Source organism: Bradyrhizobium sp. 2S1 (assembly GCF_011516625.5).
Classification (GTDB): domain Bacteria; phylum Pseudomonadota; class Alphaproteobacteria; order Rhizobiales; family Xanthobacteraceae; genus Bradyrhizobium; species Bradyrhizobium septentrionale.
The window spans coordinates 9,798,267-9,814,399 of the sequence record NZ_CP147717.1; the positions used below are offsets into that span (position 1 = coordinate 9,798,267).

Consider the following 16,133-nt stretch of genomic DNA (forward strand, 5'->3'; position numbering starts at 1 on the left):
AAATCTGGTCGGGTCTGATTCAACATTGGGCGATGAGCAAGTATTTTCGGCCTTGGAACATCGATCAGACGCTGCTTCTGCCGCCGAATGTGCAGGACTTCGTGCCGAAAGGCCATGTCTCGCGGTTTATGGTTGATCTGGTGCGGGAGAGCCTCGATCTCAGGGAGATCATGGGCAGCTATGTGAGCGGGCTTGGGCAGCCGCCGTTTGATCCGCGGATGATGGTGGCGCTGCTGCTGCATAGCTATGCGAGTGGGCTGTATTCGTCGCGTCGGATTGCCAAGGCCTGCCGGGAGCGGAACGATTTTGTGATGATCGTGGCGCTGGATGCGCCGGATTTTCGGACGATCAGCGACTTTCGCAAGCGACATTTGAAGGCGCTCGGCGCGCTATTCGTGCAGGTTCTGAAGTTGTGCGAGACGGCCGGGCTGGTCAAGCTCGGTCATGTCGCGCTGGATGGTACGAAGATCAAGGCGAACGCGTCGAAACACAAGGCGATGAGTTATGAGCGCATGAAGAAGCGCGAGGCGGAATTGAAGGCCGAGGTCGCTCGCATGCTGGCGGCCGCCGAGGCGGCGGATGCCTCGGAGGATGAGACTTTCGGCAACAGCGACGAACTGCCGGACTGGACCGTCGACAAGCAGAAACGGCTGGCGAAGATCCAGCAAGCGATGGCGGCGCTGGAAGCGGACGCCAAACTGGCGGCGGAGGAAGAGCGCCGCATCGAGGCCGAAAAGGAACAGCAGCGCCAGGCCGAAGGCCGCAAGAAGCCGGGCAAACCGGCGGCGCTGCCATCGGAGGAACCCAATCCCAAGGCGCAACGCAACTTCACCGATCCGGAAAGCCGCATCATGAAGTCGAAGGATGGCTTCGTTCAGGCCTATAATGCCCAGGCGGCCGTCGATGCACATGCCCAGATCATTGTCGCGCAAGAACTGACCCAGCACGGCAGCGATCAGGGCCAGTTGGTGCCCCTGATCGAGGCCATCGAGAGCAATCTTGGCCGCAAGCCGCGGCAGGCCTCAGCGGATTCCGGCTACTGCAGCGAAGCCAATCTCGAAGCGCTCGACACACGCAGCATCGATGGCTATGTCGCGCCCGGACGCGCCAAGCACCCGACAGTAGCGAACGGAAAAGTCGGCGGCCCGCTGACACAGGCCATGCGAAAGAAGATCGACGATGGCGGCTTCGAAACACCCTACCGATTGCGAAAGCAAGTGGTGGAGCCGGTGTTCGGGCAGATCAAACAGGCAAGAGGCTTCCGCCAGTTCCTGTTGCGGGGCATCGAGAAAGTGCGCGCCGAGTGGACAATGATCTGCACCGTCCATAACCTCCTCAAGCTGTTCAACCTCGCAAACGCAGCCTGAGCCTGCTACTCTACAACAAATGCCCGTCACGAAAACATATCTGGACGGGCTCCTAGGTCTGGATTTGTCCAGCGATCTGCTGGAGCTTGATGACCACGAATTCGGCGGGTTTGAGCGGCGCGAAACCAACCAGCACGTTGACGATGCCGCGATCGATGTCGCTCTGCGGGTTCGTCTCCTTGTCGCACTTGACGAAATAGGCTTCCGCCGGCGTTTTGCCCTGGAAGGCGCCTTGCCGGAACAGGCTCTGCATGAACGCGCCGACATTCAGCCTGATCTGCGCCCACAGCGGCTCGTCGTTTGGCTCGAACACCACCCACTGGGTACCGCGATAGAGGCTCTCTTCGATATAGAGCGCAGTGCGACGCACCGGGATGTACTTCCATTCCGAGGCGAGCCGGTCGTCGCCCTGCAGCGTGCGCGAACCCCAGATGATGCGGCCCGCGGCCGGCATGGTGCGCAGGCAGTTGACGCCGAGCGGGTTGAGTTCGCCGTTTTCGGCGTCGGTGAGCGGCACTCGTAGTTCCAGTACGCCAACGAGGGTCGCTTCCAAACCGGCCGGCGCCTTCCAGACGCCCCGTGTCGTATCGGTGCGGGCAAAGATGCCGGCGACAGCGCCACAAGGCGCGAAGTTTTCGATCTGGTTGCCGCGCAGCATATCGGGTTGGCGCAATGCGGAAAGAACAGCGCGGCGTTCTTGCTGGTAGTTCCGAGCACAGAGGTTTGCTTGGCGCTGTCCTTTGTATTCCAAGTGGGAAGCGGATCGACGAGCAGTATGGCGCGTCGGTCTTCGCAGTACTTGGCAGCCGCCGAAATCACGGTGTCATTGTCCACACCGCCGCCCACGACGTCATTGCTGTCCGGTTCGCCGCCTGTCGTGTAGGGCGGAATGCACAGAATGTTGAAAAGGTCGGCGTTGTCCAGCGCGTAGATGCCTTTCTTGTTCGCCTGGCCATCCACGAACGTGCCGCTTTTCAGTACCGCCCCGTCGAATGTTGTGCTTTCGTCCGCGAGGGCCTTCTGGGCGTCCTTGACTTTGCTTTGTGCAGCCGCGATATCGGCCGGATTCTGAGGCACTTTATTCTTGGCATCGACCAAGGCCTTCTTCGCTGCCGCCAATGGGACATCCAACTTGGACAGTTGGTCCATTGCCTTGTCAGCAAACTCGCCCTCTGCTTTCCTTAGTTCCTCCGTCGCCGTCTTGATCTTGCCATCGTCCTTGGCATCATTGGCTTCCTTGAGCTTCGCCTTCGCATCCTCGACCTTCTTGAAAACAGCCTGGATCGCCGCAGGGGCCTTAAAATCTCCCTCCCAGCGCACGAGATTGGACTCGATCTTTAGAATCTCGTCGACGCGGCGTGCTCCGTCAATCAGCGTCACATTGCGAAACTTTTCGGAAGCAACGGTTGCGCCATCCGCTCCGATCTCCCGGATGGTTAGATTGAAAATAATCGTCCCTGTCGGAAGGCCCATCGCCGTGACCACCTGGTCGGAGATGTCGGTGTCGATGGTGAAACGCAGATTGTGTCCCCACGAACCCGGATAGGCAGCCTCAAGGGTGAAGTCCTCCGCGGTCAAAGGCGTCTTTTCCCGCTCGCCGTCCGGTTCGAAAAGACGAACAATGATGGCTTGTGTACCGCCATTGAGAAAAAAGTCGCGCACCGCGTATCCGAGCGCGCTGCCGATCCACAGCCCGCCGAAAATGCGCTCGAAATCGCCGAAGCTGTTGATCGTGGTCGATTCGTCGGTCGGTCCGCGCAGCGCCCGGCCGACGAATGCCGCGATCGACGTGCCGACGCCGGTGATGGTGATGGTGTGCACACCGCTCGGGACTTCCTCGATGTAGACGCCCGGATAGCTCAGTGCGGCTGGCATGGCGTCCCCCTCACGTCTGGATCTGTCCAGCGATCTGATGAAGCTTGATGACCACGAATTCGGCCGGTTTGAGCGGCGCAAAGCCGACAAGCACGTTGACGATGCCGAGATCGATGTCATTCTGCGTAGTGGTGTCCTTGCCACACTTGACGAAATAGGCTTCCGCCGGCGTCTTGCCCTGGAAGGCGCCCTGCCGGAACAGACTCTGCATGAACGCGCCGACATTCAGCCTGATCTGCGCCCATAACGGCTCGTCGTTCGGCTCGAACACCACCCACTGGGTACCGCGATAGAGGCTCTCCTCAAGGAAAAGAGCCGTGCGCCGCACCGGGACGTATTTCCATTCCGAGGCGAGCCGGTCGTCGCCCTGCAGCGTGCGCGATCCCCAGATGATGCGGCCTGCGGCCGGCATGGTGCGCAGGCAGTTGACGCCGAGCGGGTTGAGTTCGCCATTTTCGGCATCGGTGAGCGGCACACTCAGTTCCGGCACGCCAACCAGGGTCGCTTCCAAACCGGCCGGCGCCTTCCAAACGCCGCGTGTCGTATCGGTGCGGGCAAAGATGCCGGCGACGGCTCCGCAAGGCGCGAACTGCTCCACAAGATTGCTGTTGAGCGGGTTGGGCTGCTTCAGCCGTGGGAAAAACAGCGCCGCGTTCTTGCTTTTGGTGCCAAGGTTGGAAAGACCGTCTATGGCGCCTTTTTTGTCCTTCCAACGCGCGGGCGGATCGACCAGCAGCATGGCGCGGCGGCGCTCGCAATAGACCGCCGCTTCGGCGACCAGCGCCGGATCAACCTCGCCGCCGGCGAGGTATGGAGGAATGCACAGGATGTTAAACAGTTCGGCGTCTTCCAGCGCGTACAACCCGTCCTTTTTGTCCTCCTTGCCCTGTCCGTTGAAGTCCGCGATCGCGAGCGCGTCGCCATCCCCGGCCGTGTCGAGGACCCCGGTGCTCGCGTTGTCGTCGTTCCAGATTGTTTTTCCTTGCGCCGGATCCTTCGCATGCGCCGTCGGTAATACCGGCAAAGCGCCGGTCATCTCCACGAGACGCGATTCATTCTTGAGCACCTTGTCGACGCGCCGCGCGTTGGCAGCGTCGACCGACAGATTGCGGAAGGACTCGGTCTGCTGGGTCGTGCCATCGTATATGGTCCGATTAAACAGGCCCTGCACGTCGTTGCCGTCGGCATCCTTGACGTCAAGGTCGACCCGCCCGCGCAACTTGTTTCCCCAAACGCCCTGGTACCTGGCTTGAAGATTCAGTCCCTTGACGTTCAGGGTGGCCTTGCCGAGCGGCACGGCCTTGGCGATCGCGCTCTTCGCGGCGGCCTCTACGGTTGCCGCGGTTGCGCTGGAGTTGTCCGCTACCTCCTTCGCGGCAGCATCGTATACGGCCTTGGCGGCGCTCTTCTTCGGTTCATCGGCATACGAGTCTGCTTTTGCCTTGATCTTGGCCAAAGCGGTGGCGGCATCGCCCGCGCCGGCGCCCTCGGCGGCGGTATCCTTGGCGGCGGCGAGCGCGTCCGCTTCATCGCCAGCCGCGATCTTTCCGTGATACAGGCGCACGATGATCGCCTGGCCGCCGCCGTTCAGGTAAAAATCCCGCACCGCATAGCCGAGCGTGCTGTCGAGCCAGAGCCCGCCGAAGATGCGCTCGAAATCCCCGTAGTTGTTGATCGTTACCGGCTCGTCGCTCGGCCCGCGCAATGCGCGTCCGATGAAAGCCGTGATCGAGGTGGCGACGCCTGTGATGGTGTGAACGCCGCTCGACACTTCTTCGATGTAAACGCCTGGATAAGTGAGCGCGGCAGGCATGAACGCCTCCTCGGTGTGGCAAGGCGCGAATCGAAACCTATCAAATCCTCGCGGGGGCGGTTGTGTACTTCCCCGATGGCGTCGGCGCCTTTTTCCAATTTCTGGTTGTAACTACCTTATGCGGTGAAATTCAAGACTGTTAGCTATTGATAGCATGACTTTCTACGGGACACACTGTCGCGCAACGAACTCTCAAGCAGCTCAAAGCATTGCGCGCGGACCCGGCAGGCTGCCGATCGCCGACGATCGCAGTGCCGTTTGCCAATTCCCTGTCACATCCAACAGGGAATTTGTCCAAGCGTTACAGGGTCATCTTGGAGGGAAGCAAGAAACCTTCCCTAGTACCCAGAATCAGAGCTGAGTGATACGGCGGCCTTTGAAACGGCGTTGACGGACCTTTTTCTTGGTCCAGACGAAGGGCTCGGCTCTGTCGTTGTATGCGTTGACGTAGGCATCGATGTGCTCCTGAAGCTGCGTGAGGCTTGTGAAGGAGGTGCCGCTGAGCGACTGCCCCTGCAAGATCGAAAACCATACCTCGACCTGATTGAGCCAAGACGCACTTGTCGGCGTGAAATGAAATTGCACGTTGGGGTGGGCCTTGAGCCAATGCTCGTTCTTCTTGTGGGTGTTGAGGTTGTCGAGGATGACGTGAAGCTTCCGGTTCGGAAAAGCCGCGGTGACGCTGTTCATGAAGTCGAGAAACTCGACGCGGCGTCGGCGTTTTGAATGCGCCGCGATGATCTTTCCGGTGGCGACTTCGAGCGCCGCAAACAATGTTGTGGTGCCATGCCGCTTGTAATCGTGGCTCTGGCCGGTCAAGGCGCGGCCATTGGGCAACTTCAGATAACCCTGCGCTCGCTCCAAAGCCTGGATCGAGGGCTTCTCGTCCACGCACAGCACAATGGCCTTCGCGGGCGGGGCGACATAGAGGCCGACAACATCGGCGGCTTTGGCCGTAAAGTTCGGGTCGTTGCTCTCACACCAGGACTTACGAGCCGCGAGGTCAATCTTGTGGCTGCGCAGGAACCGCCAGACATATTGGACGTCAACATCGCCCAGCGCCCCGGCCAGCAGGGGCCCGGTCCAGCGTGCGAACCCGTCCGGCGGCGGCTTGTCCAGCAGCTTCAGAATCCGCTTGTCGGTGGCCTTCGTATAGATTGGCTGCTTGCCCGGTCGCGGCTTGTCTTGCAGCCCTTCAAGGCCTTGGTCGGCATAGCGATGCCGCCAAAGGCTGACAATCCGCGGCTGGACCCCAACTTCCTTGGCGATCGACCGAGTGCTGCGTCCATCCGCCGCCAACAGAACTATCCGCGCCCGCTTCAAATCGCGCTGCAACGTCACCGGGGAGCGGCAACACGCCTCAAGCACCTTGCGATCTTTCCTCGAAAGGTGGACTTCTCTTGCTTCGGGTATCATCCCGACCTTGAATCACGACTCACGCTTTAAGAACAGTAGGTACTAGCATAGGGGAGCTGCGAGGGGCACTGAAGCCGTTGGGCATGTTCTCCCCCTGCAGCCGGGCCGCTGGTGCCGGGTCCGCCCGCAAAGGCCGACCCGAATCCCACGCAGCGCGTTGTTCGCCGCTCGGCAGTTGCCCGGTGTCGCGCCTCAGGCCCTCGCATTCTTCCGCTATCCGCTCTACTCGTCCAGCAATTCGAGGAAATCGTTGACTCGCTTAACCGTCGCGCTCCAGCGATTTTCCTCTCGACTTGCGAAGCCGGCCTGGCAGGAAGGTCGCCGCAACGGCCTCGGGGCCGACGTCGAGCCTCACGATGCCGCGCCGCTTGCACTCCAGCCGGAGCCTTGCCGCTGCGAAAAACTCGCGCGCCTCTCTTTTGCTTCTGCGATCAGTCGCGAATATTCCATAACCGCTCATTCCGCGAATACGCGAGCCATTGCGTAATCCTAGACCAATCGAGAAAACCCCAATCTTGCGATGCCGTCAGCGATTTCGCTTGCGTTTTGATCATTGCTTCGGCCACGCCGGCTGGGATGGCACACCGACGCCGCCATCGCTTGCTGGATCTTCGCCAGCCGTTTCTGCTTGTCGACGGTCCAGTCCGGCAGTTCGTCGCTGTTGCCGAAAGTCTCATCCTCCGAGGCATCCGCCGCCTCGGCGGCCGCCAGCATGCGAGCGACCTCGGCCTTCAATTCCGCCTCGCGCTTCTTCATGCGCTCATAACTCATCGCCTTGTGTTTCGACGCGTTCGCCTTGATCTTCGTACCATCCAGCGCGACATGACCGAGCTTGACCAGCCCGGCCGTCTCGCACAACTTCAGAACCTGCACGAATAGCGCGCCGAGCGCCTTCAAATGTCGCTTGCGAAAGTCGCTGATCGTCCGAAAATCCGGCGCATCCAGCGCCACGATCATCACAAAATCGTTCCGCTCCCGGCAGGCCTTGGCAATCCGACGCGACGAATACAGCCCACTCGCATAGCTATGCAGCAGCAGCGCCACCATCATCCGCGGATCAAACGGCGGCTGCCCAAGCCCGCTCACATAGCTGCCCATGATCTCCCTGAGATCGAGGCTCTCCCGCACCAGATCAACCATAAACCGCGAGACATGGCCTTTCGGCACGAAGTCCTGCACATTCGGCGGCAGAAGCAGCGTCTGATCGATGTTCCAAGGCCGAAAATACTTGCTCATCGCCCAATGTTGAATCAGACCCGACCAGATTTGAACAGCGACTATCCAGACAAGCTCCTAGATCCGGAAGCGCCTGGCCTGGTTCTCCGCCGAACCAAAGATACCGCTCGATCTTCAAGCTATCACCGTCGAATTCGATCCAGATGACGCAGCCTCCCGGCTTTGCCAGCAGCTTCGTGCCGACGCTGACATGGCGGACCTTTGACCCGGCAAAGCTCGATTTGAGCTGAACGTGACGAAGGAAGCCGTTTGCTTCCAGTACGAGATCGTAGCCACCGCGGTCGACTTCGGCCTTGAGGACTTCGATGTCGCGTTGATTGCTCCGCCACATTGCAGCAAGCAATTCACCAAGGAACAGATGACCGATCGCCTGCTCCCGCAGGCTTGAGTCCTGAGAATGCCAGCCCGCGCGTGGAAGGTCTGAGCGCTCTTCAGTCAATTCAGCCACTTGATCCTGTCCTTCGTTCCTCGTCAGTACGCTTGCCTGTCCGGCGAAGTCCAATGCATCGAGACCGGTCCGGACAGTGTCGCATTCGAGGGTTAATACTATCCCTTTTTGGGATAATCCATTTTCAGGATCAAATTGCCTGCCGCCGATTCACGGTCGCGGCGGTCAATGCAAAAGTCCCTAAAATCTGCCGAATATGCCCGGCTGATCCAGCTTCTTGTCGCAGCGCGACAACGAGCCGGCATGCGGCAGCATGCATTGGCGCGGAAGTTGGGAAAGCCGGAGTCGTTTATCGCCAAATATGAGGGTGGCGAGCGGCGGATCGACGTGGTCGAGTTCATCGCCATCGTCGAGGCACTCGGCGCCGATCCGCTCAAGCAGTTCAAGGCATATCTCGCAGGACGGCCGGCAAAATCTCCCCGGAAATCGGCGAGCTAAGCTCCGCTAACGCCGATCATCCGGTGGTCCAAACCCCGCGAAATGAGCCGCAAGATTGCTCGGGAATTCGCTCGACTTCGGGGTCGATCGGAGCGGTAGTGTCGTCGTCAACAACGGGCGATGCACATGGATACGGCAGCCATCAACGAGACCATCAAACTCTTTCTTGTCGAGATCACCACGAAGCTCAACGAGGCGGTTCGCATCGCCCGGGCGGCGGAAGCCTGCGTTGTGGCTGGCAGCGTCGCCGAAGGGATCGAAGTATCGATGGAGATCGAGCAATTGCTCTATGACGCCGGACGGCTGCACGATGCCGTCACGATGATGCATCGGCTCACCCGAAGCTAACGAGCGGCTTTCGCTCCCTCCCTTTGCCCCCGGATGCGGGGCTCGTGTCAGTGGCAGCGCATGATGCTGTCGTTGACACAGGAGGGCGCAATGGCCGCTCGCAAGTCCAGACCGCAATCAACGAGATCTTCCAAGCCTCGCGCTGGCAGCAAGACTGCCAAAAAGTGGGCCACCAAGAGAGGATCTGCCAGAAGAGCTGTGCCGAGCAAATCGACTGCAGCCGGATCAGGCCGTTCATCCAAACAGGAGGCTGTCCTCGGACTGTTACGGCAGCCGAAGGGCACGACGATCGCCGCAATCATGGAAGCGACGAACTGGCAGCCACATTCCGTGCGCGGCTTCCTTGCTGGTGTCGTCAGAAAGAAGCTCGGGCTAAAGCTCGACTCCGAGAAGACCGGAAATGAGCGCGTCTACCGAATCGCAACGCGAGGAACTGTATCATGATTGCGAGCGCCGGTTCCGGCGCAACAGAGCAGGCAGCGGATCCAAAGGTCGAGGCCGAACTGGACCGACTGCCCACCATGCCGATCGTCCAGCTTCGCGCCCGTTACCGCGAGCTGTTTCGGACCGAGCCACCGAAGGCGTTCGGTCCGGACCTGCTTCGACGCAGCATCGCACGCCATATCCAGGAGAAGGCCTATGGCGGCCTGTCGCGGGAGCACCAGCGCATGCTCAATCAACTGGTGAAAGCGGCCCGGACCAAACCCAACGGCCGGATCGAGGTGCCCCGGCGGATCAAGCCGGGCTCAGAGCTGGTGCGGACCTGGAATCGCCGCACGTATCGCGTCATGGTCATGGAGGACGGGTTCGCCTACGACGGCAAAACCTTCACCAGCCTTTCCGAAATCGCAACGGCGATCACAGGCACCAAATGGAGCGGGCCGCGGTTCTTCGGGCTGCGGTCGTCCCCCGCCCAGGCTGACGACGCGAAGGTGGCCGATGGCAGCTGAAGCCGGAAGGACGCTGCGCTGCGCCGTCTACACCCGCAAATCCACCGAGCACGGCCTGGACCAAGAGTTCAACTCACTCGACGCGCAGCGGGAGGCCTGTGAGGCCTACATCAAGAGCCAGGCCTCCCAGGGCTGGAAGGCCCTCGCCCAGCACTACGACGATCCTGCCTACTCCGGTGGCAATCTGGACCGCCCTGCCCTGAAACTGCTGCTGGCCGATATCGAGGCCGGCAGGGTCGATGTCGTGGTAGTCTACAAGATCGACCGCCTCACCCGTTCGCTCGCCGATTTTGCCAAGCTGGTCGAGGCCTTTGACGCGCGGTCGATCTCCTTCGTGGCGGTCACCCAGCAGTTCAACACCACCACCTCAATGGGCCGGTTGACGCTGAACGTGCTGCTGTCCTTTGCCCAGTTCGAACGCGAACTGGCCTCGGAACGGGTTAAGGACAAAGTGGCCGCTTCGCGAAAAAAGGGAAAGTGGACCGGCGGCACGGTCCCGCTCGGCTATAGCGCCAAGGATCGGAAGCTCGTCATCAACAAGGCTGAGGCCGAAACCATTCGTACTATTTTCCGGCTTTACCTCGAGCTCGGTTCTTTCGGTAAATTGGTGGCGGAGCTCGATCGACGCAAGATCGTCACTAAGCGGCGAGACGCCAAAGTCCCGAAATACCGGGGCGGCATTCCCTTTACCTATGGTCCCCTCTCCCACCTCCTCAGAAACCGGATCTACCTGGGAGAAATCCATCCTGAGCTGCTGCCGGTTTGATGGACACCCGCTTAAGCTAATCCCACCTTGCGCTCGAACTCAACCGGGCTGAGATAGCCGATGGTCGAGTGCCTGCGGGTCGTGTTGTAAAATCGTTCGATGTAGTCGAACACATCGGCGCGTGCCTCATCTCTGGTTTGATAAATCTTGTTGGCCGTACGCTCGGTCTTGAGCGAGGAGAAGAAGCTCTCCATCGCCGCGTTGTCCCAGACGTTGCCGGAGCGGCTCATGCTGCAAACGATGCCGTGGTCGGCCATCAGGCGCTGGAACTGCTCGCTGGTGTACTGGCTGCCCTGGTCGGAGTGATGCAACAGCGCATCCGGCTTGCCGCGCCGCCAGACGGCCATCAACAATGCGTCCGTCACGAGCTGTGCCGTCATGGAGGCACTCATCGACCAGCCCACCACGCGGCGTGAGAACAGGTCGATCACCGCTGCGACATAGAGCCAGCCTTCGGCCGTCCAGAGATAGGTGAAGTCGGCGATCCACTTCTGGTTCGGCCGCTCGGCGGCGAACTGCCGGTCAAGGAGGTTCGCCGGTACGGTCTCGAGCTGTCGATCGCCGCTGTCCTTCGGTAAGCGCCGACGTCGCGGCCGCGCCCGCAAGCCTTGCAGGCGCATCAGCCGCTCAATCCGGTGCAGGCCGCAATCCGCCCCGTCGGCGAGCAGGTCACGCCACACCCGGCGTGCGCCATAGGTGCGGTCGCTGGCGGCGAAGCTGGCCTTGACCTTGCCGCCGAGCTCCTCGTCGCTGCGGGATCTGGCGCTGGGAGAGCGGTTCAGCCAGGCATGGAAGCCCGACCGCGACACTCCCAGCGCATCGCATAGCCATGCCACCGGCCAGATCGTCCGGTGCTTCGCGACGAAGGCGAACTTCATGTCGCTTCCTTCGCGAAGTAGGCTGCGGCCTTTTTTAGGATATCCCGCTCGGCCTTCAGCTTGGCGACCTCACGGCGCAGCCGCTCGATCTCCTGCTGCTCCGGCTTCATCTGCCCGTGGCCGGGAAAGGCTTGCGCCGGGTCGGAGCCCAACTCCTTCACCCATTTGCGGAGAACATTCTCATGAACATCCAGGTCACGGCCAGCTTGCGCCACCGACACCCCACGTTCCCGCACCAGCTTGACCGCCTCGACCTTGAACTCGCGGCTGAACTTCCGTCTTTTCATCGCCACCTCCGGCTTCATGAAACACCTAATCTCGGTGTCCATCAAACCGGCAGCAGCTCATGGTCTGCTGACCGCTCGATTAGCTTATCGGCAGCCGCGCGGGTACTCCCTCGCTCATCCGGGCTGCGAAGAGCCTCCTTGTGCGGCACTTTCACTTCGAACGTCGGCGGCTGAATGGTAAGCTAGGCGTCCCACCACGCGCGGACGAAACGGGACATGCCAGAAAAGACCAACCACGCAATATTTGATCCCAAGGAGTTTCTCGCCAAGGTAGGCGAAGGGAAGACCATCCTTGAGTTTCGCAAGGATGAGATCGTCTTTGCGCAGGGCGACGTGGCAAATACGGTTTTCTATATCCAGAAAGGCCGGATCAAGGTTGTCGTCATATCAGAGCAAGGCAAGGAAGCGGTGGTCGGCATTCTGGAGGCCGGCCAGTTCTTTGGCGAAGGCTGCATGAACGGCCATTCGCTGCGTATCGCGACAACGACAGCGATGGAGGAATGCCTGGTGACCGCGATAACGAAGACCGCCATGGTCGCGGCATTGCACGATGAACCCAAGTTTTCGGAGCTGTTCATTGCCTATCTGCTGACCCGCAACAGCCGGATTGAAGAGGACCTGATCGATCAGCTCTTCAACTCCAGTGAAAAACGGTTGGCGCGCCTGCTGCTCCTGCTGGCGAATTTCGGCAAGGAGGGCAACCCTCAACCGATCAGTCCAAATATCAGCCAGGAGACATTGGCCGAAATGATTGGAACGACGCGATCCCGCGTTAGCTTCTTCATGAACAGATTCCGCAAGCTCGGCTTCATCAGCTACAACGGAAAAATCGAGGTCGACAGTTCATTGCTGAATGCAGTCTTGTACGACAAGCCCGAGATCAGGCGCGAACTGTAAAGCGATAAATTGCGCCTCAAGCGTCACGGGCCAACGCCAACCGCCGCGTCGTTAGGGGCGACTAAACTCTTCAGAGCCAATTGCACGGACGCGCCGGGCATCGCACCGGCCCCTCCCGAGATTCGGAAGGACCAGAGCGTTAGTTGTCGCTGGTTGTTCGATCTGGATGAAGTGATAGAAGCGTCGCGACTTCTTATCTTGCCCACAAGGGGCAATCTATGTCCGACAATCCAACAGCTGAAAGCATGTCCGGGTCTCGTGTCCGGGGGCTTTGAGGGGGGAGCGAGGTTGAAGCAGATCGGTCTTTTCGAAATGCGCCGATTGGAGGCGTTGAGCAACACCATCTTTGGCGTTGCGATGACGCTGCTCGCCTATGATCTGCCGAAGGCCAGCAGGTTCGCGAACGCGCCGGCCTGGATAGACCTTGTAAATGCCTACGCCCAGCCTGTCATCGCGCTGATGATCAGCTTTATCGTCGCCGGCGTGTTTTGGCTCAGCCATCATCGGCGGCTCACCTTCGCGCCGGAAGGCAGCCGCGGCGAAGTCTTCCTCAATCTGATCTTCCTGCTGTCGATCGTCATGCTTCCGGTGACGAACGGACTTTACGGCGCGTATCGGCTCGATAGCGTCGTCGCAGTAAGCTACGGCTTCCATCTGACTATCATTGCCGGCCTGAATGCGCTGCTATGGATTCTGGCGCTGCGAGGTCGCCGCAATTCCGAGTTGCTGGCAAACGCGGTCTTTCCGGTCTTCGTATTGTTGTTCGGAATGGTGATGGCCGCCGTCGCTCCATTCGTTGCACAGTTCATCTGGTGCCTGGCCTTTGGCGCACCTCTGGCGGGTTGGTTGGCGGCCCGGCGTTGGCCGCCGAGAACAAATTAGCCGCTCGATCTCTGCCGAGGTGTCTTCGTATGCAATGGCTAACCGCCCTGCGATGGTCTCGGAATAGCGCCACAAAATCGTGTTGTGCGGGTCTGATAGCCTTTGCTCTGAGACTTGAACCATGAATCGCGACTTCCGATCCTGGCCCATCGCGACATTTGTCGCGGCGCAGCGTCGTGTCCGGAGTTGTGGGTAGACCGGAAGTGCTTGCTCGACTGTCAAACCGACGCGAATGCCCCATCTCGGACATTGCGCCTTTTTAGGGACGCTCCTTCGTCACCTCGCAAGAAATAGAATTGTCTTGGCCGGATGGGGCGCTGAATACCCTGCTATGCTGTCAGCACTTCATACAAATTCTTCCTTTTTTGCTTTTGGAGGGCGCCAATGCGTTGCATCTCGCTCCTGTCAATTCTTGCTGCACTTCTGTTTGGCCCGTTGATGGCGATCAGCATCGCGCAAAACATCGGTGCCCCCGAAGATGAGGAAGCTATAAAGAGTCTCATGGTCGAAATGACTAATGGTTTTAACAACCATGATGCGAAGGCAGCTACTCGAATGTATGCGCCAGACGGCGATTTTGTGAGCGTCCGCGGAGAGGCGGCAAATGGCGCGACCGACGTTGAGGGTAAGCTCGCGGCAATCCTCGCAACAAGAGCCAAGAGCGCCTCCCTCCGGACTCTGAAAATGAAAATACGTTTCGTCCGGCCCGACGTTGCACTTGTTCATGTTACGAACGAGCTTGGAGGCCTTGTAAATGCAAATGGGCAAACGCTGCCGGCGCACCAAGAGCTGAGCCTGCGAGTGCTGGTGAAGGAAAGCGACGGTGCGTGGCGACTCACGGCGTTTCAGAACACGCTAGTTGCGCCGTTTGACGGTTCCACGGCGCCAAAATAAAGAACAGGCAATCCAATGACAGGGGGCATTGGAGGCGGATGCGCGCCTCGACCAGCGGTATTGTACGCTGTTTTAGTACACCGCGACGGCAGCTCTCAGATGCCGCTAAAACGAACAGTGCGCCGTAAGGGACACGCGGTCAACCGCATGCTCGCTCTTAACTCTAACGGTAATCGGGAGATGGAAGGAAAAACCAACTGTCCATCCGCCTTTCGTATAAAGCGAAGGACGCTGTGGTGTTTTGCTCTCTCGCTGGGGTTTGCATTGTGACAATCTTGACAGGTTTCATGCGGAACCCCAACTTAACCGCGCTGGCGATATCCTGCGACCTCCGGTCTGTAGCGCGACGTTACGTAACGCTACATGACTTCAGACCCTATGAACCCTGACGTATCTCAATGGTACTATGGGTATAATATTGTCTCGGTTGACGGCTCCGTGTTCACGGGGTCGTAGTTTGCCAGCAGAGACAGGAGACGTGCAATGAGGAGAAAATCCAAATTCACGCGCCTTGCTCGCGAGATACTTGGGCTCGCTCTGTTGGTTGTGAAACTGGCAGCGGCGGTCTGGGACCTCGTGAGTAAGGCCGTTGACTGGACCGGGACATGTATCAAAACTTCAAATGGACGTGGGAGCGCAAAGGCAAGCACATCTTCGCTCCGTCCAAAGACGCGGACCGGCGCGGAGAGGAGATCATTGATTTTTGCAATCGTGCCGTAGACTTCCCGCTCTGCTTCTATCATTGCCGCAAAGGCGGTCACGTCTTGGCTCTCCACGGACACCTGCAAAACCAGATTTTCTTTAAGATCGATATCCAGAACTTCTTCTATTCGATATCCCGCAACCGCATCGCCGCCGCCCTGCATACCGTGGGCTTTCCTTGGGCACGCAACTTTGCGAAATGGTCGTCGGTCCGCAGTCCGTACACCGTTGGGCCGCGATACTGTTTGCCGATTGGCTTCAAACAATCACCTGCCCTCGCCAGTCTCGTCCTGATGCGTTCGCCTGTGATGGCTATGGTCGCTCAAGCAGAGAAGGCTGGGGCCTTCGTTTCGATCTACCTCGATGACCTGATCTGCTCGGGAAATGATGAGGCGGTTCTGCACGAGCTATACGCGGGATTTCTCGCAGCTTTCGCGGTAGCGAACCTCGCGCCAAATCCGGGGAAGCTGGTACCTCCCACCGACGAGATTGTTGTCTTCAATTGCGAGCTGCGGCATGGACTCGCGCGGGTGACGCAAGAGCGCATCCAAGAATATTTCGCAGAACCGCGAACAGCCGCCTCTCAAACGTCGTTCGTGACCTACTGCGCGAAAGTCTCGGAAGCGAACCTGTTTTGAAGCTCGATTTTGGGCTAATCGAGCAGAGGGCGAACTGCTAAGTGGTTGATTTGAGTGGTACAGTTGGGTGGGCTCGAACCACCGACCTCCTGTTCCACAGACAGGACGCTTTGCTTGAGCGAGAGAGATTCAAACCGCCCCCCATGAGGGCCTTGTTTTTCGCCGAAATGCCGTACTGTACCGATTCCCGGCGTTCTAGGATTCGGAGAAAAACGCGTTCTCCAGCCCCATTCGCCGCTCTTTTGTATCCGTCCGAGGGCGGCCGTCTTGCGAGTTTTTCCGATCTGTAGCTGACTGT

General features: G+C 59.4%; 17 protein-coding genes and 1 pseudogene. 12 read left to right on the top strand and 6 right to left on the bottom strand.

The window, feature by feature from the left end; all coding sequences use genetic code 11:
- The first annotated feature begins 32 nt into the window (after nucleotides 1-32).
- Nucleotides 33-1,367: an IS1182 family transposase gene (locus tag HAP54_RS46610; protein ID WP_166202952.1), complete on the top strand. Its 1,335-nt coding sequence runs from the start codon at nucleotides 33-35 to the stop codon at nucleotides 1,365-1,367.
- A 52-nt stretch (nucleotides 1,368-1,419) separates the two neighbouring features.
- On the opposite strand, the gene HAP54_RS46615 is transcribed toward HAP54_RS46610, so the two are convergent.
- Entirely contained in the window at nucleotides 1,420-2,025 is a 606-nt protein-coding gene (locus HAP54_RS46615; protein ID WP_210297450.1) for a phage tail sheath family protein, read from the bottom strand.
- 14 nt (nucleotides 2,026-2,039) lie between these two features.
- Between HAP54_RS46615 and HAP54_RS46620 the strand changes: the two genes are divergently transcribed.
- Together HAP54_RS46620 and HAP54_RS46625 are read left to right on the top strand one after the other, a co-directional pair.
- Nucleotides 2,040-2,552 carry a hypothetical protein gene (locus HAP54_RS46620; protein ID WP_210297449.1) on the top strand — a complete coding sequence of 171 codons (513 nt, stop codon included), beginning with the start codon at nucleotides 2,040-2,042 and terminating at the stop codon, nucleotides 2,550-2,552.
- Between the two features lie 436 nt (nucleotides 2,553-2,988).
- Nucleotides 2,989-3,213: a hypothetical protein gene (locus HAP54_RS46625; RefSeq protein ID WP_210297448.1), complete on the top strand. Its 225-nt coding sequence runs from the start codon at nucleotides 2,989-2,991 to the stop codon at nucleotides 3,211-3,213.
- 39 nt (nucleotides 3,214-3,252) lie between these two features.
- Here the strand turns inward: HAP54_RS46625 and HAP54_RS46630 are convergent, their stop codons facing one another.
- The 4 genes from HAP54_RS46630 to HAP54_RS46645 all read right to left on the bottom strand — a co-directional run bounded on the left by HAP54_RS46630 (nucleotide 3,253) and on the right by HAP54_RS46645 (nucleotide 8,155).
- Nucleotides 3,253-5,055 (bottom strand): phage tail sheath family protein, encoded by a 1,803-nt coding sequence (locus tag HAP54_RS46630; protein ID WP_166298058.1) that lies wholly within the window; start codon nucleotides 5,053-5,055, stop codon nucleotides 3,253-3,255.
- 351 nt (nucleotides 5,056-5,406) lie between these two features.
- Nucleotides 5,407-6,471: an IS630 family transposase gene (locus tag HAP54_RS46635; protein ID WP_166204319.1), complete on the bottom strand. Its 1,065-nt coding sequence runs from the start codon at nucleotides 6,469-6,471 to the stop codon at nucleotides 5,407-5,409.
- A 489-nt stretch (nucleotides 6,472-6,960) separates the two neighbouring features.
- Nucleotides 6,961-7,707 carry a transposase gene (locus HAP54_RS46640; protein ID WP_166298059.1) on the bottom strand — a complete coding sequence of 249 codons (747 nt, stop codon included), beginning with the start codon at nucleotides 7,705-7,707 and terminating at the stop codon, nucleotides 6,961-6,963.
- On the bottom strand, nucleotides 7,604-8,155 hold the full coding sequence (locus tag HAP54_RS46645) for a hypothetical protein (protein WP_166298060.1): 552 nt from the start codon (nucleotides 8,153-8,155) through the stop codon (nucleotides 7,604-7,606). Before HAP54_RS46645 ends, HAP54_RS46640 begins: the two co-directional genes overlap by 104 nt.
- A gap of 168 nt (nucleotides 8,156-8,323) precedes the next feature.
- Between HAP54_RS46645 and HAP54_RS46650 the strand changes: the two genes are divergently transcribed.
- The 5 genes and pseudogenes from HAP54_RS46650 to HAP54_RS46670 all read left to right on the top strand — a co-directional run.
- Nucleotides 8,324-8,593 (top strand): helix-turn-helix domain-containing protein, encoded by a 270-nt coding sequence (locus tag HAP54_RS46650; protein WP_166307152.1) that lies wholly within the window; start codon nucleotides 8,324-8,326, stop codon nucleotides 8,591-8,593.
- 126 nt (nucleotides 8,594-8,719) lie between these two features.
- A complete protein-coding gene (locus HAP54_RS46655) occupies nucleotides 8,720-8,941 on the top strand; it encodes a hypothetical protein (RefSeq protein WP_166307154.1) in 222 nt (73 codons plus the stop codon).
- A 90-nt stretch (nucleotides 8,942-9,031) separates the two neighbouring features.
- Complete coding sequence (locus HAP54_RS46660; protein WP_166298061.1) at nucleotides 9,032-9,385, top strand: DUF3489 domain-containing protein; 354 nt, start codon at nucleotides 9,032-9,034, stop codon at nucleotides 9,383-9,385.
- Nucleotides 9,382-9,891 (top strand): DUF2924 domain-containing protein, encoded by a 510-nt coding sequence (locus HAP54_RS46665; RefSeq protein ID WP_166298062.1) that lies wholly within the window; start codon nucleotides 9,382-9,384, stop codon nucleotides 9,889-9,891. Before HAP54_RS46660 ends, HAP54_RS46665 begins: the two co-directional genes overlap by 4 nt.
- Nucleotides 9,881-10,633, top strand: a pseudogene (locus tag HAP54_RS46670) (recombinase family protein); the annotation flags it as partial. The gene HAP54_RS46665 and the pseudogene HAP54_RS46670, both read left to right, overlap by 11 nt.
- Nucleotides 10,634-10,668: 35 nt before the next feature.
- Here the strand turns inward: HAP54_RS46670 and HAP54_RS46675 are convergent.
- Nucleotides 10,669-11,822, bottom strand: a protein-coding gene (locus tag HAP54_RS46675; RefSeq protein WP_166295259.1) for an IS3 family transposase whose coding sequence is annotated in 2 segments (ribosomal slippage) — nucleotides 10,669-11,573 and nucleotides 11,573-11,822 — 1,155 coding nt in all. Because the reading frame shifts where the segments join, the coding sequence is not laid out codon by codon here.
- Between the two features lie 216 nt (nucleotides 11,823-12,038).
- On the opposite strand from HAP54_RS46675, the gene HAP54_RS46680 reads away from it, so the two are divergent.
- From HAP54_RS46680 to HAP54_RS46695, 4 genes are all read left to right on the top strand, one after another.
- Complete coding sequence (locus tag HAP54_RS46680; RefSeq protein WP_166298063.1) at nucleotides 12,039-12,719, top strand: Crp/Fnr family transcriptional regulator; 681 nt, start codon at nucleotides 12,039-12,041, stop codon at nucleotides 12,717-12,719.
- A gap of 312 nt (nucleotides 12,720-13,031) precedes the next feature.
- The gene (locus HAP54_RS46685) at nucleotides 13,032-13,601 is read left to right on the top strand and encodes a TMEM175 family protein (RefSeq protein WP_166307156.1); all 570 of its coding nucleotides are present in this window, start codon (nucleotides 13,032-13,034) and stop codon (nucleotides 13,599-13,601) included.
- A gap of 384 nt (nucleotides 13,602-13,985) precedes the next feature.
- The gene (locus tag HAP54_RS46690; RefSeq protein WP_166298064.1) at nucleotides 13,986-14,495 is read left to right on the top strand and encodes an SgcJ/EcaC family oxidoreductase; all 510 of its coding nucleotides are present in this window, start codon (nucleotides 13,986-13,988) and stop codon (nucleotides 14,493-14,495) included.
- 605 nt (nucleotides 14,496-15,100) lie between these two features.
- Complete coding sequence (locus HAP54_RS46695; RefSeq protein WP_166298065.1) at nucleotides 15,101-15,835, top strand: reverse transcriptase domain-containing protein; 735 nt, start codon at nucleotides 15,101-15,103, stop codon at nucleotides 15,833-15,835.
- Nucleotides 15,836-16,133: the final 298 nt, after the last annotated feature.

Bases quoted from the DNA above. Each gene is read 5' to 3' on its own strand.
- HAP54_RS46650 (WP_166307152.1), top strand. From the start codon at position 8,324: ATGCAAAAGTCCCTAAAATCTGCCGAATATGCCCGGCTGATCCAGCTT.
- HAP54_RS46630 (WP_166298058.1), bottom strand. From the start codon at position 5,055: ATGCCTGCCGCGCTCACTTATCCAGGCGTTTACATCGAAGAAGTGTCG.
- HAP54_RS46680 (WP_166298063.1), top strand. From the start codon at position 12,039: ATGCCAGAAAAGACCAACCACGCAATATTTGATCCCAAGGAGTTTCTC.
- HAP54_RS46610 (WP_166202952.1), top strand. From the start codon at position 33: ATGAGCAAGTATTTTCGGCCTTGGAACATCGATCAGACGCTGCTTCTG.
- HAP54_RS46665 (WP_166298062.1), top strand. From the start codon at position 9,382: ATGATTGCGAGCGCCGGTTCCGGCGCAACAGAGCAGGCAGCGGATCCA.
- HAP54_RS46640 (WP_166298059.1), bottom strand. From the start codon at position 7,707: ATGAGCAAGTATTTTCGGCCTTGGAACATCGATCAGACGCTGCTTCTG.
- HAP54_RS46660 (WP_166298061.1), top strand. From the start codon at position 9,032: ATGGCCGCTCGCAAGTCCAGACCGCAATCAACGAGATCTTCCAAGCCT.
- HAP54_RS46635 (WP_166204319.1), bottom strand. From the start codon at position 6,471: ATGATACCCGAAGCAAGAGAAGTCCACCTTTCGAGGAAAGATCGCAAG.
- HAP54_RS46695 (WP_166298065.1), top strand. From the start codon at position 15,101: ATGTATCAAAACTTCAAATGGACGTGGGAGCGCAAAGGCAAGCACATC.
- HAP54_RS46690 (WP_166298064.1), top strand. From the start codon at position 13,986: ATGCGTTGCATCTCGCTCCTGTCAATTCTTGCTGCACTTCTGTTTGGC.
- HAP54_RS46620 (WP_210297449.1), top strand. From the start codon at position 2,040: ATGCGGAAAGAACAGCGCGGCGTTCTTGCTGGTAGTTCCGAGCACAGA.
- HAP54_RS46685 (WP_166307156.1), top strand. From the start codon at position 13,032: ATGCGCCGATTGGAGGCGTTGAGCAACACCATCTTTGGCGTTGCGATG.
- HAP54_RS46615 (WP_210297450.1), bottom strand. From the start codon at position 2,025: ATGCTGCGCGGCAACCAGATCGAAAACTTCGCGCCTTGTGGCGCTGTC.
- HAP54_RS46655 (WP_166307154.1), top strand. From the start codon at position 8,720: ATGGATACGGCAGCCATCAACGAGACCATCAAACTCTTTCTTGTCGAG.
- HAP54_RS46625 (WP_210297448.1), top strand. From the start codon at position 2,989: ATGATGGCTTGTGTACCGCCATTGAGAAAAAAGTCGCGCACCGCGTAT.